The organism is Streptomyces cupreus (assembly GCF_014257025.1).
GTDB classification, from domain to species: Bacteria; Actinomycetota; Actinomycetes; order Streptomycetales; family Streptomycetaceae; genus Streptomyces; species Streptomyces cupreus.
The window spans coordinates 1-18,157 of the sequence record NZ_JACMSF010000031.1; the positions used below are offsets into that span (position 1 = coordinate 1).

At 66.6% G+C, this 18,157-nt stretch carries 22 protein-coding genes and 1 tRNA gene; 10 read left to right on the top strand and 13 right to left on the bottom strand.

The genetic code is table 11. The annotated features are described in order from the left end of the window. Nucleotides 1-609 precede the first annotated feature (609 nt). From H4N64_RS25750 to H4N64_RS25775, 6 genes are all read right to left on the bottom strand, one after another. On the bottom strand, nucleotides 610-837 hold the full coding sequence (locus H4N64_RS25750) for a hypothetical protein (protein ID WP_186284794.1): 228 nt from the start codon (nucleotides 835-837) through the stop codon (nucleotides 610-612). Between the two features lie 2 nt (nucleotides 838-839). Further along, nucleotides 840-1,826 (bottom strand): HK97 family phage prohead protease, encoded by a 987-nt coding sequence (locus tag H4N64_RS25755; protein WP_186284795.1) that lies wholly within the window; start codon nucleotides 1,824-1,826, stop codon nucleotides 840-842. A 354-nt stretch (nucleotides 1,827-2,180) separates the two neighbouring features. Then, nucleotides 2,181-2,402: a hypothetical protein gene (locus H4N64_RS25760; protein WP_186284796.1), complete on the bottom strand. Its 222-nt coding sequence runs from the start codon at nucleotides 2,400-2,402 to the stop codon at nucleotides 2,181-2,183. Nucleotides 2,403-2,559: 157 nt separating this feature from the next. Continuing rightward, entirely contained in the window at nucleotides 2,560-3,954 is a 1,395-nt protein-coding gene (locus H4N64_RS25765; RefSeq protein ID WP_186284797.1) for a P-loop NTPase family protein, read from the bottom strand. Nucleotides 3,955-4,018: 64 nt separating this feature from the next. Next, nucleotides 4,019-4,261 carry a hypothetical protein gene (locus tag H4N64_RS25770; protein ID WP_186284798.1) on the bottom strand — a complete coding sequence of 81 codons (243 nt, stop codon included), beginning with the start codon at nucleotides 4,259-4,261 and terminating at the stop codon, nucleotides 4,019-4,021. Next, entirely contained in the window at nucleotides 4,258-4,443 is a 186-nt protein-coding gene (locus H4N64_RS25775; RefSeq protein WP_186284799.1) for a helix-turn-helix transcriptional regulator, read from the bottom strand. The genes H4N64_RS25770 and H4N64_RS25775 overlap by 4 nt, the downstream gene beginning before the upstream one ends. Before the next feature lie 132 nt (nucleotides 4,444-4,575). Between H4N64_RS25775 and H4N64_RS25780 the strand changes: the two genes are divergently transcribed. From H4N64_RS25780 to H4N64_RS25790, 3 genes are all read left to right on the top strand, one after another. Then, on the top strand, nucleotides 4,576-5,094 hold the full coding sequence (locus tag H4N64_RS25780; protein ID WP_336246804.1) for a helix-turn-helix domain-containing protein: 519 nt from the start codon (nucleotides 4,576-4,578) through the stop codon (nucleotides 5,092-5,094). Continuing rightward, nucleotides 5,082-6,236 (top strand): tyrosine-type recombinase/integrase, encoded by a 1,155-nt coding sequence (locus H4N64_RS25785; RefSeq protein WP_186284801.1) that lies wholly within the window; start codon nucleotides 5,082-5,084, stop codon nucleotides 6,234-6,236. Before H4N64_RS25780 ends, H4N64_RS25785 begins: the two co-directional genes overlap by 13 nt. 198 nt (nucleotides 6,237-6,434) lie before the next feature. After that, on the top strand, nucleotides 6,435-7,187 hold the full coding sequence (locus H4N64_RS25790; RefSeq protein ID WP_186284802.1) for an MBL fold metallo-hydrolase: 753 nt from the start codon (nucleotides 6,435-6,437) through the stop codon (nucleotides 7,185-7,187). Between the two features lie 68 nt (nucleotides 7,188-7,255). On the opposite strand, the gene H4N64_RS25795 is transcribed toward H4N64_RS25790, so the two are convergent. Together H4N64_RS25795 and H4N64_RS25800 are read right to left on the bottom strand one after the other, a co-directional pair. Further along, nucleotides 7,256-8,560, bottom strand: coding sequence for a PTS transporter subunit EIIC (locus H4N64_RS25795; protein ID WP_186284803.1), 1,305 nt, complete (start codon nucleotides 8,558-8,560; stop codon nucleotides 7,256-7,258). 135 nt (nucleotides 8,561-8,695) lie between these two features. Further along, entirely contained in the window at nucleotides 8,696-9,988 is a 1,293-nt protein-coding gene (locus H4N64_RS25800) for a PTS transporter subunit EIIC (protein ID WP_186284804.1), read from the bottom strand. A gap of 127 nt (nucleotides 9,989-10,115) precedes the next feature. Here H4N64_RS25800 and H4N64_RS25805 point away from each other — a divergent pair, with 127 nt between their 5' ends. The 4 genes from H4N64_RS25805 to rdgB all read left to right on the top strand — a co-directional run bounded on the left by H4N64_RS25805 (nucleotide 10,116) and on the right by rdgB (nucleotide 12,338). Beyond that, complete coding sequence (locus H4N64_RS25805) at nucleotides 10,116-10,349, top strand: PTS sugar transporter subunit IIB (protein WP_186284805.1); 234 nt, start codon at nucleotides 10,116-10,118, stop codon at nucleotides 10,347-10,349. Between the two features lie 92 nt (nucleotides 10,350-10,441). Continuing rightward, on the top strand, nucleotides 10,442-11,179 hold the full coding sequence (rph, locus tag H4N64_RS25810) for a ribonuclease PH (protein ID WP_186284806.1): 738 nt from the start codon (nucleotides 10,442-10,444) through the stop codon (nucleotides 11,177-11,179). Nucleotides 11,180-11,323: 144 nt separating this feature from the next. Beyond that, complete coding sequence (locus tag H4N64_RS25815) at nucleotides 11,324-11,725, top strand: hypothetical protein (protein ID WP_186284807.1); 402 nt, start codon at nucleotides 11,324-11,326, stop codon at nucleotides 11,723-11,725. A 10-nt stretch (nucleotides 11,726-11,735) separates the two neighbouring features. Beyond that, nucleotides 11,736-12,338 (top strand): RdgB/HAM1 family non-canonical purine NTP pyrophosphatase, encoded by a 603-nt coding sequence (gene rdgB, locus H4N64_RS25820; protein WP_186284808.1) that lies wholly within the window; start codon nucleotides 11,736-11,738, stop codon nucleotides 12,336-12,338. 51 nt (nucleotides 12,339-12,389) lie between these two features. Here rdgB and H4N64_RS25825 read toward each other — a convergent pair. The 3 genes from H4N64_RS25825 to H4N64_RS25835 all read right to left on the bottom strand — a co-directional run bounded on the left by H4N64_RS25825 (nucleotide 12,390) and on the right by H4N64_RS25835 (nucleotide 13,822). Next, nucleotides 12,390-12,473, bottom strand: a tRNA-Leu gene (locus H4N64_RS25825). A gap of 45 nt (nucleotides 12,474-12,518) precedes the next feature. Next, on the bottom strand, nucleotides 12,519-13,184 hold the full coding sequence (locus tag H4N64_RS25830) for an HNH endonuclease signature motif containing protein (RefSeq protein ID WP_186284809.1): 666 nt from the start codon (nucleotides 13,182-13,184) through the stop codon (nucleotides 12,519-12,521). Further along, a complete protein-coding gene (locus H4N64_RS25835) occupies nucleotides 13,181-13,822 on the bottom strand; it encodes an HNH endonuclease signature motif containing protein (protein ID WP_186284810.1) in 642 nt (213 codons plus the stop codon). Before H4N64_RS25835 ends, H4N64_RS25830 begins: the two co-directional genes overlap by 4 nt. Nucleotides 13,823-13,968: 146 nt before the next feature. Between H4N64_RS25835 and H4N64_RS25840 the strand changes: the two genes are divergently transcribed. Beyond that, entirely contained in the window at nucleotides 13,969-14,388 is a 420-nt protein-coding gene (locus H4N64_RS25840) for a GNAT family N-acetyltransferase (protein ID WP_186284811.1), read from the top strand. Here H4N64_RS25840 and bcp read toward each other — a convergent pair. Next, nucleotides 14,369-14,836, bottom strand: coding sequence for a thioredoxin-dependent thiol peroxidase (gene bcp, locus H4N64_RS25845; protein ID WP_186284812.1), 468 nt, complete (start codon nucleotides 14,834-14,836; stop codon nucleotides 14,369-14,371). The genes H4N64_RS25840 and bcp overlap by 20 nt on opposite strands. 93 nt (nucleotides 14,837-14,929) lie before the next feature. On the opposite strand from bcp, the gene H4N64_RS25850 reads away from it, so the two are divergent. Both H4N64_RS25850 and H4N64_RS25855 read left to right on the top strand, forming a co-directional pair. Beyond that, nucleotides 14,930-15,259 (top strand): DUF3618 domain-containing protein, encoded by a 330-nt coding sequence (locus tag H4N64_RS25850; protein ID WP_186284813.1) that lies wholly within the window; start codon nucleotides 14,930-14,932, stop codon nucleotides 15,257-15,259. Nucleotides 15,260-15,302: 43 nt separating this feature from the next. Then, nucleotides 15,303-15,656, top strand: a complete 354-nt coding sequence (locus H4N64_RS25855) for a co-chaperone GroES (RefSeq protein ID WP_186284814.1) — start codon at nucleotides 15,303-15,305, stop codon at nucleotides 15,654-15,656. A 75-nt stretch (nucleotides 15,657-15,731) separates the two neighbouring features. Here the strand turns inward: H4N64_RS25855 and H4N64_RS25860 are convergent, their stop codons facing one another. Further along, a complete protein-coding gene (locus H4N64_RS25860) occupies nucleotides 15,732-18,089 on the bottom strand; it encodes a transglycosylase domain-containing protein (RefSeq protein ID WP_186284815.1) in 2,358 nt (785 codons plus the stop codon). Between the last annotated feature and the right edge of the window lie 68 nt (nucleotides 18,090-18,157).

The following is an 18,157-nucleotide window of genomic DNA, read 5'->3' on the forward strand; positions in this document are numbered from 1 at the left end:
GGCCCCCTGCCCACCCCCGAGGGGCAGCCGGGGGTGGGTGCCCTTCAGCTTCCCCCGTCGTCACACGCGTCCGGCCATGTCTCCCGGTCCCGGGCGACGCGCCGAGCCTGCTCTGCCCGAGCCATGGCTTGACCAGCCTTCCCCCGGGCCTTCGACAGCGCCCGCTCTGCCTCGTCCAAATCGCCACGCCGTTCCGTAAGGTCGGCCCGAAGTCGATTCAAGTCGGGGTGGGGTTTCTTCCGCCGTCCGGCGTACACCGCCCGATACTGTGCCTCGCCGTCCTCTTGCTCGGCAGCCCGTACTGCCAATTCGGCGTCCGCCCAGGATTTCGAAGCGGCTGCGTACGATGCCTCAGCCTCCGCCTCTGCCTTCTGGGCAGCGTCGATGAGCGGGGCGTGTTCCACTATGGCCGCCGCCTCCGCCTTGCTCACCGGGTCCGGCGAGGGACGGACGACAACCAGCTCGTTTCTGCCATGCGTTGGGCAGTACCACGCGATGACTGCGCCAGCATGGGCGCCCTTTCCTTCTATCGGCCAGCCATCGCCGCACGGGCCTGGCTTCGGGCACTGCGCGGCGCCGACGGGGGTGCCGGCCCTGGCCCTGCCCGCCTTATTCTGCTGGGGTGTGCGCATGTTCAGCCCCCTTCGCGTGCCGGACGATAGTCAACAGGTGGTCAGTTTCCTCGATGTCGCGCCTCAGTAGCACATTGCGGGCCAGCGCTGCCGCGTTTGGGTGGAGTTCGCTCAGGTCTTCGCTCAGCCCGAGTTCTTCACGGAGTTCGGCCTGCTTCAACTCGGTAGGGCTGGGTGTGGCGTTGATGTCGTCGCGGTGGCTCATATTCAGTAACCCATCCTTCGCAGTCGTACCCAACTCTCGTAAAGGCGGACGTCTTCTTCTGATTCCTCGGGGTGACTAATGTGTCGCAGCTCGTGGGGGACGACATTCCAGCAGTCGTCTTCCGTCAGGCTGGAGTTGAGTTCGATGACATCGGATGCCATCTTTGGGCGGCACCTGCCCAGCAACGGCCGTTCTGACCAGAAGTCGACGAACTCGTCCTTCACGGACGCCCCGGTGTCATCCTCAGCCGAAAACCAGTTGAGGCGGATCCGGTCTCGATCGAGACCCAATTCGGGTGCGTAGACCCCGACGGCGGCACGGGCAGCGTCGCGGACCGTCTGCGGCACGATCGATTCCCGGTCGTAGCTGTAGCCAACACCCACGGCCTTGACGTAGTTGGCATACAGGCGCTCCACTTCGCACCGAAGTGCCTCGCGGCGGCATTCGTCGTCCAGGCGTGCCTTCGACTCCATCAGAATGTCGCGGTAAAGGTCGTCCCGGATCCGCCGCAGTTCAGCGCGAGTGGCATCCGTGCTCTTTATGGCCAGCGTCCTCGTATTATCGTTCGCACCGCGAAGAACGGGACTAACTTCGTAGAGCCGCACCTTCTTTATAAACCTCACGCGCTGACCGTTGAACGCGCCGCGCTCACTGTCGACCACGTCGAAACCCCAACTCCAACGCGCCAAAGGCCCAAGCTGCTTAAGCGTCTCGTAAGTGTCTTTTCCGCCCGTTGTATCGAAGAAGGTCGCGGTGAACGTCGCCCGTCGGCCGTCGACGCTGACAACGCCCTTCCCGACGGGAAGTTGGTCTTCCCAGCTCTTGTGGTTAAAAGCCGACATCGGCACTTCAACGCCGTGCGGGATAGCCTCCGGCAGCACGACGTCGAGGTCACTGTCGACTTCGTTGAAGATGCTGAACGCCGCCACTACGCCCTTGCCGGTCGATTTAAGCTCGACGTCCGCCGGTTCGTACGATTTCCTCTCCATGCCGTTAACCCTCCTCCCTTACTTTAAGGATGCGGCCCTTGTCGAAAACCCATCGGCCGCCAATCTGAGTGCCGCCCAGTTGAACCGCCCTCCGCGTAACTGTGCGCGCCGACACCCCGAGGATTTCGGCGGCAGCCGATGCGCTTATCCATTGTCGCCCAGTGTCCGAGGTCGGCCGTGTTTCTGGCCGCGGGTGGACAAGTTCGTCGGCGATACGCCGTAGTTCCTGCCTTTGCGCCAGGTTCAGCCCTCGCGTAAATCGGGCGGGGTCGCTCGAGAGGGTAGCCATCACGGCGAAATGCACCAGGTTGGCCTCTCGCGAGCCTGGAAGAAGGGCCGTGACCATCACGTCGATCACCGCCCGCCTTTGGTCTCAGGGCGCCCAGAGCGAGCCTTGAAGCGCCAGTGGCGATCCTCGGCCAACTGGACAAAGCCGGGGAGCGACCGCGCTTCGACCAACTGGCCGGTGGCATCGTCGACAACCAGGGGATTCCCGTCTTCGGTCCAGCGGATGACGGGACGGAATTTGAGATCGCCGTCGATCTTGTAGACGGCGTCGTATACGGGCTGGGTCATGAACTGATCCTCTTCGGAGTCATGGAACTTTCCGTCAAACGCCGTTCCCGTTCCCGTCCCTAGAAAGGGGAACGGGGGAACGGAACGCGGCAGGGTTTGATCCCGTTCCTGGGAACGGTTCCCGAGCGGGAACGGGGAATCTTGAAAACCATCCGAGTTACCCCTGTCTCTCCTGGTCAAAGGGCTTATCGGTGGCGACGTACTGGACGTTCTTTCCGTTCCCGCGCCGTTCCAAGAAGCCTTTTTCGGCGAGCCAGTCCACACACCGGCCGATCATGGCCGCCCTTCCCCGTACCGCGTCCCGAATGTCGGTCTTACCGGACGACTCGGGGTGAGCCCCCACGTACTCCAGGACGGCCCGGCAAACCTTCTCGGGCGGTGCCTCATACCCCTTGTCACCGGACTCGACTTTCGAGGTGGGGAACAGGGCGATGTCGGGCCGGACGCGTCCTGTCGTCCAGTCGATGACGAGGTCCCCGCGCCACTGGGGACGCTTTCCAGGCGCGGCCTCGCGTCGCACACTGCCCGGCCGGTCTTTGTCGACGCTGAGTCGGAGAACACCGCGCTGGCCGGTGCCAACCTGATGAACTTGCTCGACCAGATACGACACACCCCCGATGGCGGCCCTCTTGTGCTGACTCCCCAGCGTCCGGGTTGCGTCGTGCGGTGTGTGGTCGATAGCCGCGACGCACCAGCCGTTATGAGTGAGCCACTTTGTGGTCTTCGCATGCCATCGCGCCACGTCCTTTTCGAGTCGCCCGTCGAGTCCTTCGAGAGACATGCCTTCGGTGACGCCGTCGAATACAGCCATTGAGCCGCCCAAACCGACGGACTTCATGAACTGCGCCTGTTCGATGGGCGTCATCGGGCCGTTCGGTCGGTGATAGCGGAACAGGTCGCCGGCCAGGACGTTTTGCTCGACGCCCATGAGGTTCTGCAAACGCGCGTACACGTCACCCTCATCGGACTCATAATCGACGTAGACGACACCGTGGCCTGCGATTAGCTCCTGGGCGACGACATGCAGAACGAACAACGACTTTCCCGACTCGCTCTCGCCGTGTACCTCGTTAAGACAGCCGAGATAGAAAACACCATGGTCGGGTTCGTCTCCGCATCGAGTGAACCGCCCTACTTCCGGGATGCGCAGACTGGACGCGGCCTCCAATGCCTTCAGCGGATCGATTCGGCCCCATGTACCGGTTACGCCGTTGCGTAGCGCTTCTTCCTGCTGGAACCGATCCTCGGCTTCCTTCTTGGCCTTGAGTTGTGCCAGGCGAAAGTTCGCTTCGGCATGGACGCTTCCCCGGAAGTCGTTGCACTGCGCTTCGAAACTGACCCGCTGACTTTCGGGGACCAGCCCCAAGACCGCCGCCCGCTTGAACTGGTCGGCGGCAAACAGGTCGTACGCCTCCACAAGGAGGCCGAGTTGGGCAGCGGGCAACTCCCGCGCGTCACCGGGCAGCGTCGGCGCCGTCTCGGTGTACAATCGTTCACTGGGTTCGAGGCCGCCCTTGTCGTCGGGGGCGGCCTCGGTGCTGTTCTGGTACATGATCGGCGTGCCCGGGGTTGCGGGTCCGGTGGCGTGGCCGGGCCCTCCTCTCTCGTCGGTTGGATCAACGGGTCATGTCTGTTGGGCGGTCCTTGTCCGCCGCTAGCGCGGCCAGCGCCTCGGCCAGCTGTTGCGCCTCGAACCACGGGCTCGGTGGTGGGGTTCCGTACGGCGCACGCTCTCGCCACCAGTCCCTCCGAGCCCGGCGCCAAGCGGCGTACGCGGCCAGGACCCCATCCCGAGTCGTCGGCTCGCGTCCGCCGAGCCACGCGGCGGGGTCGAAGGTGGCGAGACGGCGGCGAGTCATGCAGCTCCTTGCTCGTGTTCATCGAGCCAGCGCTCTACGTCGGCCCAGCGGTAGCGAATGTGTCGACCGACCTTGATCGACCTCGGGCCCCTGTGCAGATACCGCCACTGCGCCAGCGTTGTCGTCGGAACACCCAGGAACGTGCTGACCTCGTCTGGCGTGCCCAGTGGGTTGTTCGCCATGATGACGATCCTTTCGTGAAAATTTTGTTTACAGTCGCGAAGGTATGCGAGGCTTGACTGAGTCGTCAAGAAGGGTTGAGAATCGTCATCATGGCGACTAGATCCGTAGAGATTGGCCCGGCGGGCAGGCGCGTGGCCGAGAACCTCGCAACCCACAGGAAGCGCCTCGGCCTCGACCAGCGGGAGCTGGCCCGGCGGGTCACGGACGAGTTCGGGCGGCCTATGACCGCTTCGATCATCAGCAAGATCGAGAAGGGGGACCGCAGGGTCGACGTCGATGATCTGGTCGCTCTGGCGGCGGCGCTGGGCGTGTCTCCAGTGACGCTGATGCTTCCGGATAGGGATTCCGGCGAACCGGTTCTGATCACTTCAGAGCGCTCAGTCCCCTGGGAACAGGCATGGCGATGGGCGACCGGTGAGAGCCCGCTGCCAGGCAGTGACCTGTCTGCTCAGGCCTTCCTCGGAGCCAACCGGCCCTATGAGGAGTCGGTTTCCAGGGAAGCGAAGCGATTCGTTGCACTCCGCGTCCCGGAACGGCCGTACCGCCTCACCGTGAGGGGTTTCACGGATCGGCCGGACAGTGTTGATCTTCGGATTGGGGACATCCCGGTCCGGCTTGATGAGGGAGAGGAACCGCCATGGCCCAGGTAGTTGATCGCTGGCACATCTCTCGGCCGGACAAGGACGCCCGGCCGTGCAAGGAGCACAGTACGAAGACCAAGACGCTCGTGCCCAGCGCCGACCACGGCAAGGGCATGCGCTGGCAGGTGCGCTACCGCGATCCCAACCGGAAGCAGGTGAAGGAGAACTTCGCCACCAAGCCCCAGGCGGAGAGCAGGGCGGCCGAGATCGCCATGGACCTGGACAAGGGCCAGTACGTCCATCCCAGCGAGCTGCGGATCACCTTCCGCGAGTACGCCGAGCAATGGCGCAAGGCGCAGCCGCATCGGGCAACCACCGCGCGGGACGTCGAGGCCGTTCTGCGGTTGTACGTCTACCCGACGTTCGGTGACAGGCGGCTGACATCTATCCGGCAGAGTGAGCTGCAAGCGTGGCTGACCGGCTTGGTCAGGGTGAACGGCCTGGCTCCCCGTACCGCCAGGAAGGTCCAGCAGAAGGTCTCTGCCGTGTTCAACGCGGCCGTGCGCGACCGGCTGACACCGGTGTCACCCTGCGCCGGACTGAAGGCCGTGGAGGTCCCTCACGCCGAGGTCACCCCGCTCACCTCAGCGGAGGTCCACAAGCTCGCCGACGCCATGCCGGAGCGGTACCGGGTGCTGGTCATCCTCGCAGCCGGAAGCGGGCTGCGGGCGGGAGAGCTCTTCGGCCTCCAGGTCAAGCACATCGACTTCCTTCGTCGCACCGTTAAGGTCGAACAGCAGGTTCAGAGGGCGTATCCCGGCGTGGTCGTATGCCCGCCCAAAACGAAGCATTCGTATCGGACTGTGCCCGTGCCGCAGCGCGTGATCGACGCCCTGGCCGCTCACCTGAAGGCGTACCCGGCGGAGCAGGATGACTTCGTGTTCGCGGGCCCCGTCAACGCGGATCACTTCGCCGACACTGTTTGGCGTCCGGCGGTCAAGGCAGCCGGGCTCCCGAAGGGCACTCGGCTGCACGCTCTGAGGCACACCTACGCAAGCGTCCTGATCAAGCACGGTAAGGGGCCGAAGACCGTGGCCGCGAGGCTGGGCGACACGGTGGCCGTGGCGATGGCGATCTACGCGCACCTGTTCCCGGACGAGGATGAGGACACTCGCGAGGCGGTTGAGGAGTTCCTGCACGAGGCTGCCTAGTGTGCCCTCGATGTGCCCTCGGATCATGGCCGAACAGCTGAGCGCCTGGTAGCCCGGATGGCAGCGCCGCACAGGTGAGTTCGCCCACAACGGCCCTTGGCGGAGGAGCGACCGGACGTTTTGCGCCTTACGCTCGACGGACCGCACGACCCCCGTCGCCCCCCATCCGGATTTCCCGCCAGCGGAGGTTTCTGCTTCATGAAGCTCACCGTCGTCGGCTGCTCGGGGTCGTTCCCGTCCGCGGAATCGGCCTGTTCGAGCTACCTCGTCGAGGCCGACGGCTTCCGGCTGCTCCTCGACATGGGCAACGGCGCCCTTGGCGAGCTGCAGCGCCACTGCGGTCTCTACGACCTCGACGCGATCTTCCTGAGCCATCTGCACGCCGACCACTGCATCGACATGTGCGCCTACTTCGTCGCACGCTACTACCGGCACGACGGCGGCCGCTGCGCCCCGATCCCGGTCTACGGACCCGAGGGCACGGAGCACCGGCTGACCACGGCCTACGGCGACACCCCCTCGGCCTCCTCGATGAGCGAGGTCTTCGACTTCCATACCGTCAAGCCGTCCACCTTCGAGATCGGCCCGCTCACAGTGCACACGGAGCGCGTGGCCCACCCGGTGGAGGCGTACGGCATCCGCGTCGAGCACGGCGGGCGGTCCCTGACGTACTCCGGCGACACCGGCGTCACCCCCACGCTCGACGAACTCGCCCGCGACACCGATCTGTTCCTGTGCGAGGCGGCCTTCACGCACGGCAAGGAGAACATCCCCGACCTGCACCTCAACGGCCGCGAGGCGGGAGAGACGGCGGCCCGGGCGGGCGCCCGCCGCCTGGTCCTGACCCACATCCCCCCGTGGACCGACCCCCAGGCCAACCTGGCCGACGCGCGCGCGGTCTACGACGGTCCGGTGGAGCTGGCGGCGCCGAGGCAGACGTACGAGCTCTGAAGTCCCCGACGACATGACGAGGCCCCCCGGAGTGCTGTCCGGGGGGCCTCGTCGTTGTTGAGGGGGACTCATGCCTTCGTGAGGTCCTCGACCTCCTCCTCGGGCTCGCGGCCCGGGGTGGGGAGATTGAACTTGGCGATCGCGAAGCGGAAGACCGTGTAGTAGACCGCGGCGAAGACCAGGCCGATCGGGATCAGCAGCCAGGGCTTGGTGGAGATGCCCCAGTTGATGAAGACGTCGATGAAGCCGGCCGAGAAGCTGAAGCCCATGTGCATCCCCAGGGCCCAGGTCACGGCCATCGCGATCGCGGTGAGGACCGCGTGGATGGCATACAGCACCGGCGCGATGAACATGAACGTGAACTCGATCGGTTCGGTCACGCCCGTGAAGAACGAGGTCAGCGCCATCGACATCATCATGCCGAGCACGACCTTGCGGCGCTCGGGGCGGGCAGAGTGCGCGATCGCGAGGGCGGCGGCTGGCAGACCGAACATCATGATCGGGAAGAAGCCGGACATGAACAGACCCGCATCCGGGTCACCGGCGAAGAAGCGGGGCAGGTCGCCGTGGACGACGCTGCCGGCGGCGTCGGTGAAGTCGCCGATCTGGAACCAGGCCACCGAGTTCACGAACTGGTGCATGCCGATCGGGATGAGCGCGCGGTTGATGAGACCGAAGAGGGCCGCACCGAAGGAGCCCAGGCCGGTCATCCACTCGCCGAAGTCCGAGATGACGCCACCGATGGGCTCCCAGCCCAGGACGACCAGAACACCCAGGGCGGTACCGAGAGCGGCGGTGATGATCGGGACGAGCCGACGGCCGTTGAAGAAGCCAAGCCAGTCGACGAGCTTCGTGCGGTGGAAGCGCTGCCACAGTACGGCCGTCAGCAGCCCGAGGATGATGCCACCGAGCACACCCGGGTTCTGGAAGGTCGCGGCCTGGGCGGCCTCGTTGCCCTTCTGCCAGAAGCCGCCGCCGAGGCCGGTCGCCGTATAGGTTGCGCCCTCGTGGCCGTCCGTGATCGGGTACTGGTGGATCACGGCGTAGTAGGTCAGAAAGCCGACCACGGCGGCCAGCGCCGTCGAGCCGTCGGCCTTCTTCGCGAAGCCGATGGCCACGCCTATGCAGAACAGCAGGGGCAGGCCGAAGGAGCTGTCCAGCAGCGCGCCGCCCGCTCCGGCGAACACCTTCGCCACGTCGGCCGGGATGTGGAATCGCTCCTGCGAGTCCGCCTGGCCCAGCCGCAGCAGGATGCCCGCCGCCGGCAGTACGGCGATCGGAAGCTGCAGGCTGCGGCCGACCTTCTGCAGACCCTGGAACAGGCCGGATCCCCACTTCTTCGTGGGGGCCGCCGATGCGGTGGCGGTGCTCATAGACTTCCTCCATCGGGTGGTGGTCTACACCACTCAGTGGTGTAGACCTGTTGTAGCACGATGAAGGGCGCATAAGGAACCCGCGATTCCATTACCGGAACCGCGGGTTGCCCAACCGTTATTCGTGGCTGAAAGTCAGACCTTTGTGACGTCCTCCACCTCCTCCTCCGGCTCCCGGCCCGGCGTCTTCAGATCGAACTTGGTGATCGCGAACCGGAAGATCGCGTAATACACGGCTGCGAAGGCCAGACCGATCGGAATGATCGCCCACGGCCTGGTCGCCAGGTTCCAGTTGATGATGTAGTCGATGAGACCGGCGGAGAAGCTGAAGCCGTCGTGCACCCCGAGCGCCCAGGTCACCGCCATCGACACACCCGTCAGCACCGCGTGCACCGCGTACAGCAGCGGCGCGATGAACAAGAACGAGTACTCGATCGGCTCGGTGATGCCCGTGACGAACGACGTCAGCGCGACCGAGAGCATCAGACCGCCGACCTCCTTGCGGCGGTGCGGCTTCGCGCAGTGCGTGATGGCGAGCGCCGCGGCCGGCAGCGCGAACATCATGATCGGGAAGAAGCCCGAGGTGAACTGGCCCGCGTCCGGGTCGCCCGCCAGGAACATATTGATGTCGCCGTGCACCTCGGTGCCGTCCGGCTTGGTGTACGTGCCGAACTGGAACCAGATGGGCACGTTCAGGAACTGGTGCAGACCGATCACCAGCAGTGCCCGGTTGGCGATGCCGAAGATGCCCGCGCCCCAGGAGCCCGCGTCGCTCAGCCAGTCGCTGAAGTCCTCCAGAGCGTCACCGATCGGCGGCCAGACCCACAGACACAGCGCCGCGAAGAAGATCGCGACGAACGCCATCATGATCGGCACAAGACGGCGCCCGTTGAAGAAGCCGAGCCAGTCCACCAGCTTGGTGCGGTGGTAGCGGGCCCAGAAGAAGGCCGCCATCAGACCGATGACGATGCCGCCGAAGACCCCGGGGTTCTGGTACGTGAACGCCACCACCGTCCCGTCGACGGTCCCCTGGCAGCCGATGTTGGGGACGGCCTTCGTGCCGTCCGGGCAGTCCTCCGGGAACTGGAGCAGCACGTTGTAGTAGACGAGGAACCCGGCCACCGCCGCGAGCGCCGTCGAGCCGTCCGCCTTCTTCGCCATGCCGATCGCGACACCGACACAGAACAGCAGCGGCAGACCCAGCGAACCGTCCAGCAGCGCGCCACCCGCGCCGGCCATCACCTTGGAGACGTTGTCCCAGCCGAGCCCGTCGTCGCCGAACACATCGGGCTGGCCAAGCCGGTTGAGGATGCCCGCGGCAGGCAGTACGGCGATCGGGAGCTGAAGGCTGCGGCCCATCTTCTGAAGGCCCTGGAACGCCGACTGCCACCGCCGACGTGCTGGAGAGGGCTCGGAGGGGGCGTTCATCAGTTGGCGACCGCCTGTCGGGTGGTGTAGACCAGTTATCGACGATTGGGTTGCTGTGACGTCATCTTTCGGTACGTACGGCGCAATCGCTCGTAAAGTTGGGCCAACTGTGCGTGAGGAGACCGAAATGGCCACCAAGGCTGAGAAGATCGTTGCCGGGCTCGGCGGCATCGACAACATCGAAGAGGTCGAGGGCTGCATCACGCGCCTGCGCACCGAGGTCAGCGACGCCTCCCTCGTCGACGAGGCGGCCCTGAAGGCGGCCGGCGCCCATGGAGTCGTCAAGATGGGCACGGCGATCCAGGTCGTCATCGGCACCGACGCCGACCCGATCGCGGCGGAGATCGAAGACATGATGTGAGCCCCGGGCTCCCTCTGACCCCGGTTCACGCGAAGGGGCCCCTTCCCACCGGGGGAGGGGCCCCTTCCATATGTACGGCTAGGCTCAGCGGCATGTCTCGAATCGACGGCCGCACCCCCGAACAGCTCCGCCCCGTCACCCTCGAACGCGGCTGGAGCAAGCACGCCGAGGGCTCCGTCCTCGTCTCCTTCGGTGACACGAAGGTCTTCTGCACCGCCTCCGTCACCGAAGGCGTCCCCCGCTGGCGCAAGGGCAGCGGCGAGGGCTGGGTCACCGCGGAGTACTCCATGCTGCCCCGCGCCACCAACACCCGCGGCGACCGTGAGTCCGTCAAGGGCAAGATCGGCGGCCGTACGCACGAGATCAGCCGCCTCATCGGCCGCTCCCTGCGCGCGGTGATCGACTACAAGGCGCTCGGCGAGAACACGATCGTCCTCGACTGCGATGTACTCCAGGCCGACGGCGGCACCCGCACCGCGGCCATCACCGGCGCGTACGTCGCACTGGCCGACGCGATCTCCTGGGCCCAGGGCAAGAAGCTGATCAAGGCCGGCCGCCAGCCCCTCACGGGAACCGTGTCCGCGGTGTCGGTGGGCATCGTGGGCGGAGTCCCGCTGCTGGACCTCTGCTACGAGGAGGACGTGAAGGCCGAGACCGACATGAACGTCGTCTGCACCGGCGACGGCCGCTTCGTCGAGGTCCAGGGCACCGCCGAGGCGGAGCCCTTCGCCCGCGAGGAGCTCAACGCCCTGCTGGACCTCGCGGTTTCCGGCTGCACGGAATTGGCTGCCCTCCAGCGCAAGGCACTTGATACCGTCCTCGAAAAGTAAAGGACGCACCAAGCAGGGCGTCCGGCACGGGCAACCACGCCGACCGCCCCCGCGTCACTAGGGGTACGGGCGTACGGCACACCGTCGTACGCCCGGCCAGGCACGGGGGCCTGTGGAAGGCCTGAGCACGGGAGGGACACCAGCATGGGCGCGAGCCGACGCCGTCGGAGCCGTATCGCCATTGTCGCCGCAGTGGCGGCCGCAGGGCTGACCGCCGGACTGACCACCGGCTGTGACGCCGTCAGCAAGGCACTGGACTGCGTCCAGACCGCCGAAGCCGTCGCCGACAGCGTGACCGAACTCCAGCAGGCCGTGGAGAACGCCGCGAACGACCCGACGCAGATCGAGGAATCCCTCGACACGATCGACAAGAACCTCGACGAGGTCGGCGACAAGACCGACAACGCCGACGTCAACAAGGCGGTCGACGACCTCTCCACGGCGGTCGACAACGTCCGTACGGCCATCAACAACGGCGACGAGACGCCCGACCTCACTCCGGTCACCGACGCGGCCGGCGAACTCACAAAGGTCTGCACCCCCTGATACTGGGGGCATGACCCGCCTGATCCTCGCGACACGCAACGCCGGAAAGATCACCGAGCTGAAGGCCATCCTCGCCGACGCAGGTCTGCCCCACGACCTCGTCGGCGCGGACGCCTACCCCGACATCCCGGACGTCAAGGAAACCGGAGTGACGTTCGCGGAAAACGCCCTGCTCAAGGCCCACGCCCTGGCCCAGGCAACGGGCCTGCCCGCAGTAGCCGACGACTCGGGACTGTGCGTGGACGTCCTGAACGGCGCCCCCGGCATCTTCTCGGCCCGCTGGGCAGGAACCCACGGCGACGACAAGGCCAACCTGAACCTGCTACTGGCCCAGCTGTCGGACATCACGGACGAACACAGGGGCGCCCACTTCGCATGCGCGGCAGCCCTGGCCCTGCCGGACGGCCGAGAGCGAGTGGTCGAGGGCCAACTGAGGGGAGTCCTGCGCCACACCCCGGCCGGCACGAACGGCTTCGGCTACGACCCCATCCTCCAGCCGGACGGCGACACCCGAACCTGCGCCGAACTGACCCCGGAAGAGAAAAACGCGATCAGCCATCGCGGGAAGGCGTTCCGGGCGTTGGTGCCGGTGGTGCGGGAGTTGTTGGGCTGACAATTGACGAAGGTCCACCCGAAGTCGGATGGACCCTTCGAATCAAAGGTGTGCGGCCGGAGGGACTCGAACCCTCAAGGGATTTCTCCCACAGCATCCTAAGTGCTGCGCGTAGGCCAGTTCCGCCACGGCCGCCCGCGCGCTCATGCTACCCGGCTGGGCGGCTGCGTAGTCGAGCGCCTAGCGGGCTCTGCGACCGCCTCGGCACCAGGTGCTCGTGATCGCGTGGCAGTTGGGGCACAGCAACCGCAGGTTCTCCCGCCGGTCGTCGCTCCAATCCCCGTTGATGTGATCGACCTCCAGTGTCATGGGCTTGCCGAGCCACTCGGGGCCTGTTCCGCACTCGGTGCATTCCTCGGGCACCCCCACTTCCAAGAGCGCCCGGCGGAGCAGGTGGGTTCTGGTCCGACGGGTGCCGTCGTGCCGGACCAGGGTGTCCTTCGCCCGCCGGAGCGGCGTGGTGCCCGGCCCGCCGCGTTGATGCGCCTGCCCCAGGAAGTGAGAGGTGTCGAGACTGTCCTCGGTCACCCAGCAGTGGAGCCGGGCGCGCAGTCTGCTGTTGTAGGGCTCCATTCCCAGAGCGCGGAGTGTGCCCGCGATGGAGGTCGCTCCCTCGACCGCTCGGTGCAACTCGTCGGCGGCTGGTTTGGCAGGCAATGCCCTGGCTCGCTTCTCACGGGGCATGTGCGAGACGTCAATCCCGAAGTGGTCGAAGCGCCGGAAGAGATAGCGGCGCAGTTGGCCGTATGGCCGGGTGCCGAAGAAGGCGATGACTTCGTCGATGTCGGAACACTGCGAGGCGGCTTCGGCCAGCCGTTCCCGGGTGTACTGCACGCCGATGCTCATGAAGCCCGATCTTTGCCGCGTCCCCGGTAACCGTCCGTCGTCGAATGGCAGTTGGGGCACAGGAACCGCAGGTTTTCGATCCGGTTGTCCCGCCAGTTGCCGTCGATGTGGTCGACCTCCAGGGGGAGCGGGTGCCCTCGCCACACCGGTTCCGTGCCGCACATCGCACACCTCTCTGGCATGCCCGTGGTCGTCATCGCCCACCGGAGTCGATCGCTCGGAATGCGCCGAGCCTGGCCGCTCGGCTGCTCGACCAGCAGGACCTCCGGCGTTCGAGGCCGCCAGACCTTGCCTCGTTGGGTCGGCACCTGGAAGTGCGACGTGTCGATCCCGTATGCCTTGATCCGGCGGCTGATGTGCGTGTGGTGACCGCCGACCACGTCAAGCCCAAGGCGCCGCAGCACCTCGCACATGTTCGTCGACGCCGAAACCGCCTTCTGGAGGATATCTCGTGTCCACTTCACACCCTCCCGTTCGAAGTGCGAGACATCGACCCCCAGCTTCTTCATCCGTTCGAAGACGTACCGCCGTGTCGAACTCTTCGGATTCACCCCCAACCTCCCCAACGCCTCCGACAACGTCCGCGCCCCCCGAGCCGCCTCCTCCAGCCGCTCCTTGCTGTACGCACTGGCCCCCATCGCACCCCTCCGTTTCGGTCGCACGTTCATGCCCCGCACGGAGCAACGAAACGCTTATCGGACGGTCACGGCACGGCTGATATGGTCTGGACCACCAGGCAAGCCTTCCGGGCCCGGACAACCGGGCACCCCGGGAGGCTTTTTTCATGACCATCGGCGGGCAACTACCCAACCCGGACGGGACGTTTCGGAAGGAGCGGCTGGAGGCGGCTTTCACCGACGCCGCCGACTGGGCGCCGTATCTCTTCAGCAGGGGTGAGCATCCCGTCGGGTTCGCCTTCGTGCGGGCGACCCGCGGCCCCATCCGTGTGCTCAACAGCTTCTTCGTCGTGCGGGCAGCGCGACAGGCCGGAGTCGGGTTGTGGGCCGTGCGGGAGGTGGTGCGGAGGCACCCCGGGGAGTGGGAGGTCGCCTTTCAGGACGACAACCCGGGCGCCGTGCGGTTTTGGCGGCGGGCCGCTGAGGAGCTTGGCCCGGGGGCCTGGAGGGAGGAGCGCAGGCCGGTGCCCGACAGGCCCGACCTGGCTCCTGACGCCTGGATCTCGTTCAGATACCCAGATCCTTGATGATCTTGGCCACGTGGCCCGTCGCTCGGACGTTGTACAGGGCCCGTTCGACCTTGCCCTGTTCGTCGACGACGATCGTGGAGCGGATCACGCCCATGTAGGTCTTGCCGTAGTTCTTCTTCTCGCCGTAGGCGGCGTAGGACTCCGTGACCTTCTTTTCCGGGTCTGCCAGGAGCTTTACCTTCAGGGACTCCTTGTCGCGGAACTTCGCCAGCTTCTCCGGGGAGTCGGGGGAGATGCCGATGACGTCGTAGCCGGCGTCGGCCAGCACGTCCAAGTTGTCCGTGAAGTCGCAGGCCTGCTTCGTGCAGCCCGGAGTCAGGGCCGCCGGGTAGAAGTAGACGATCACCTTGCGGCCCTTGTGGTCCGACAAGGAGATCTCGTTGCCGTCGGCGTCGGGGAGGGTGAAGGCGGGGGCCACGTCCCCGGGCTGGAGTCGCTCGCTCATCTGGCTAGCGTAACCGGGGGTCCTGACAGTGCGGCGGCGCGGAGAGCTGACAGACTGTTCGGAACAGTATCAGCGGACTTCGGAGGCCGAACGGTGGCGGAAACGTCGGACACCAGAACCCCGGCGCAGATCGAGGCGGACATCAGGCGCCGCCGCGAAGTGCTGGCCGAGACACTCGACGAGATCGGGGCTCGGGTCCACCCGAAGACCATCGTCGGTGATGTGAAGGCCAAGGTCGTCTCCAATGTCGATCACACCCTGGGACGCGCCTATGTCCAGGTCAACCGGGCTGTGAGCGATGTCAAGGCGCAGTTCGTCGACGATGAGGGCGCGCCCCGTCTTGAGCGGGTCGTGCCGGTCGCGCTGCTCGTCGTCGGCGTCGTGGGGCTGTTCGCCGTCGGCACCTGGCGCCGTAAGCGCTGACCCGGCGGCGTACGGACGCGGCAAAGGCAGGTAGGTTCGAGGCGTGAGCGCCAAGAGAAACGACACCCCCCATCACGACAAGCTGCCCATCCGGATGCTGCACGACCGTGTTCTCGTGCGGCAGGACACCAGTGAGGGCGAGCGGCGTTCCGGTGGCGGGATCCTGATTCCGGCCACCGCGGCGGTCGGCCGTCGGCTGGCCTGGGCCGAGGTCGTCGCGGTGGGGCAGAACGTACGGACGGTGGAGCCGGGTGACCGGGTCCTGTTCGACCCGGAGGACCGGGCCGAGGTGGAGGTGCGGGGCATCGCCTATGTGCTGATGCGCGAGCGCGATCTGCACGCCGTGGCCGCCGACCGGTTCGAGGGCTCCGAGGACTCGACCGGCCTGTACCTCTGAAACAGCGGCTCAAAGGGGCTGGTGACCATCGTCACCGGCCCCTTTTGCCGTCGGTGCCGGACCAGCGGGCGGTGACTAGTCGCTTCTGCGGGCGGTGGACAGCGGGCCCGCCGTCGTGCCGCCGGTGGTGCCTCCCGTCGTGTCGCCGCCTCCCGTCGTGTCGCCGCCGGTGGTTCCGCCGTCGGCCGTCCCGCCCCCGGTCGTCGTCGTGTCGCCGCCAGTGGTGCCGTCCGTCGTCGTTCCGCCGTCGGTGGTGGTGCCGCCGTCCGTCGTGCCGCCGTCGGTCGTCGGAGTGCCACCGGTGGTCGGGTCACCGCCCGTGGTCGTGTCGCCGGTGGTGCCGCCCGTGGTCGGGGTCTCGCCGCCCGTGGTCGTGCCGTCGTCGTCCTGGCCGTCGGTGGTCGGGTCGGTCGACGGCTCGGTGGGCGGGGGCAGGACGACGTCGGCGCCCTCCTGGAGCCGGAGGTCGAAGTCGGTGACCGGCTTGCCCTGGAGGGCGTCCTCGGTGAACTGCGCCCAGATCTCCGCGGGCGCCCCGCCGCCGTTGATGCGCGGCAGGCCCATCACGTCGTACAGCGACTTGTGCTCGGCCGTGACCGGGTCCTGGCCCATCACGGCGACGACGGTGGCGAGCTCGGGGGTGTATCCGGCGAACCAGGCCGCCATGTCCTCCTCCGCGGTGCCGGTCTTTCCGGCGGCAGGCCGGCCCGCGGCCTGGGCGGCGGTGGCGGTGCCGGACTCGACGACGCTCTGCAGCACCGAGGTGGTGGTGTCGGCGGCCTCCCGGCTGACGGCCTGCGAGGTCTTGCGCTCGGGCAGGTCGATGACGTCGGCGCCGTCCTTGGTGATCCGCTCGATCATCGTGTACGTGCCGTGCTTGCCGTGGTTGGCGAGCGTGGCGTAGGCCTCGGCCATGTCGAGGACGCTGGCGGTGGCGGTGCCGAGCGCGATGGACGGGTACGGCTCCAGGTCCGGGGTGCCGGTCGGCAGGCCGAGGTCGATCGCCGTCTGCTCGACCTTCTCGGGGCCGACGTCCACGGCCATCTGCGCGTACACCGAGTTCACCGACTTGTCGGTGGCCTCGCGGACGGTGATGTCGCCGTAGGAGTACTGGTCCTCGTTCTCCGGGGCGTAGGTCTCGCCGGTCCAGCCCTCGACGGGGCGTTCGTTGGTGCCGTCGTAGATCGTGTTGGGGGTGATGGTGCGGCCGTCCTGGGTGGTGGAGGCGTTCTCGACGGCCGAGGTGAAGACGAACGGCTTGAAGGTGGAGCCGACCTGGAAGTCGCGGCGGGTGGCGTTGGGCGTGTACTGCTTGACGTAGTCGATGCCGTTGTACAGCGCGACGACCTTGCCGGTCTTCGGGTCGACGGAGGCGCCGCCCGCGCGGACGTAGGAGTCGACCTTGCGGGCCTTGGGGTCGAGCTTGTCCATCAGCTGGTCGTTCACGGCCTTGACGAAGGCGTCCTGCTTGGACTTCTCCAGGGTGGTGGTGATGCGGTAGCCGCCCGCTTCCAGCTCCTCCTCGCTGACGATCTTGTTGGCGATCAGATAGTCCTTGACGATCCGCACGATGTAGCCGCGCTGCCCGGACAGGTTGGTGGAGACCGTCGCCTCCTTCGGCATCGGGAACTTCAGGCCCGCCCGCTTCGACGGGCTGAGCCAGTCCTCCTTGACCATGCCGTCCAGGACGTAGCTCCAACGGGCCTGCGCCGCCGCCTTGTTCTCCGGGTGGGCGACGACGTCGTACTCGCTGGGCGCGTTGAGCAGGGCGGCGAGGTAGGCGCCCTGGGCGGCGGTGAGTTCGGCGGCGTCGATGCCGTAGTAGGCCTGGGCTGCGGCCTGGATGCCGTAGGCGTTGCGGCCGAAGTAGCTGGTGTTGAGGTAGCCCTCAAGGATCTGGTCCTTGGACTCCGTGCGGTCCAGCTTGATCGAGATGAAGAACTCCTTCACCTTGCGGGTGACGGTCTGCTCCTGCGCCAGGTAGTAGTTCTTCACATACTGCTGGGTGATCGTGGATCCGGACTGCTTGCCCTTGCCGGTGGCGGTGTTCCAGGCCGCGCGCAGCATCGCCTTGGGGTCGATCGCGGACTCGCTGTAGAAGTCCCGGTCCTCGGCGGCCAGTACGGCGTTGCGGGCGTCCTTCGAGATCTGCGCGAGGTCGACGTTCTCCCGGTTGACCTCACCGTCGCGGGCGAGCTGGGTGCCGTCGGCGTACAGGAAGACATTGCTCTGCTTGGTGGCGAGCGCGTTGGCCGGCGGGATCTTGACCATGGAGTAGCCGAGGAAGAACAGGCCGACCAGCAGCAGCACGCCGACGACGAAGGTGCCGAGCACCATCCGCCAGGTCGGGATCAGCCGGCGCCAGCCGGTGCGCTTCGGCCGCTTGGGCTTCTCGGTCGGCTGCTGTGCCTGCGGCTGCGGCTCGTCGCTCATCTAGTGCCAGGACTCCTGTTTCGCGTCGTACGTTCCCATACGACCTCGTACGCGTTCTGCGCCCCCTG

Coding starts and splice junctions, on each gene's coding strand:
- H4N64_RS25750 (WP_186284794.1), bottom strand. CDS start 837: ATGAGCCACCGCGACGACATCAACGCCACACCCAGCCCTACCGAGTTG.
- H4N64_RS25755 (WP_186284795.1), bottom strand. CDS start 1,826: ATGGAGAGGAAATCGTACGAACCGGCGGACGTCGAGCTTAAATCGACC.
- H4N64_RS25760 (WP_186284796.1), bottom strand. CDS start 2,402: ATGACCCAGCCCGTATACGACGCCGTCTACAAGATCGACGGCGATCTC.
- H4N64_RS25765 (WP_186284797.1), bottom strand. CDS start 3,954: ATGTACCAGAACAGCACCGAGGCCGCCCCCGACGACAAGGGCGGCCTC.
- H4N64_RS25770 (WP_186284798.1), bottom strand. CDS start 4,261: ATGACTCGCCGCCGTCTCGCCACCTTCGACCCCGCCGCGTGGCTCGGC.
- H4N64_RS25775 (WP_186284799.1), bottom strand. CDS start 4,443: ATGGCGAACAACCCACTGGGCACGCCAGACGAGGTCAGCACGTTCCTG.
- H4N64_RS25785 (WP_186284801.1), top strand. CDS start 5,082: ATGGCCCAGGTAGTTGATCGCTGGCACATCTCTCGGCCGGACAAGGAC.
- H4N64_RS25790 (WP_186284802.1), top strand. CDS start 6,435: ATGAAGCTCACCGTCGTCGGCTGCTCGGGGTCGTTCCCGTCCGCGGAA.
- H4N64_RS25795 (WP_186284803.1), bottom strand. CDS start 8,560: ATGAGCACCGCCACCGCATCGGCGGCCCCCACGAAGAAGTGGGGATCC.
- H4N64_RS25800 (WP_186284804.1), bottom strand. CDS start 9,988: ATGAACGCCCCCTCCGAGCCCTCTCCAGCACGTCGGCGGTGGCAGTCG.
- H4N64_RS25805 (WP_186284805.1), top strand. CDS start 10,116: ATGGCCACCAAGGCTGAGAAGATCGTTGCCGGGCTCGGCGGCATCGAC.
- rph (WP_186284806.1), top strand. CDS start 10,442: ATGTCTCGAATCGACGGCCGCACCCCCGAACAGCTCCGCCCCGTCACC.
- H4N64_RS25815 (WP_186284807.1), top strand. CDS start 11,324: ATGGGCGCGAGCCGACGCCGTCGGAGCCGTATCGCCATTGTCGCCGCA.
- rdgB (WP_186284808.1), top strand. CDS start 11,736: ATGACCCGCCTGATCCTCGCGACACGCAACGCCGGAAAGATCACCGAG.
- H4N64_RS25830 (WP_186284809.1), bottom strand. CDS start 13,184: ATGAGCATCGGCGTGCAGTACACCCGGGAACGGCTGGCCGAAGCCGCC.
- H4N64_RS25835 (WP_186284810.1), bottom strand. CDS start 13,822: ATGGGGGCCAGTGCGTACAGCAAGGAGCGGCTGGAGGAGGCGGCTCGG.
- H4N64_RS25840 (WP_186284811.1), top strand. CDS start 13,969: ATGACCATCGGCGGGCAACTACCCAACCCGGACGGGACGTTTCGGAAG.
- bcp (WP_186284812.1), bottom strand. CDS start 14,836: ATGAGCGAGCGACTCCAGCCCGGGGACGTGGCCCCCGCCTTCACCCTC.
- H4N64_RS25860 (WP_186284815.1), bottom strand. CDS start 18,089: ATGAGCGACGAGCCGCAGCCGCAGGCACAGCAGCCGACCGAGAAGCCC.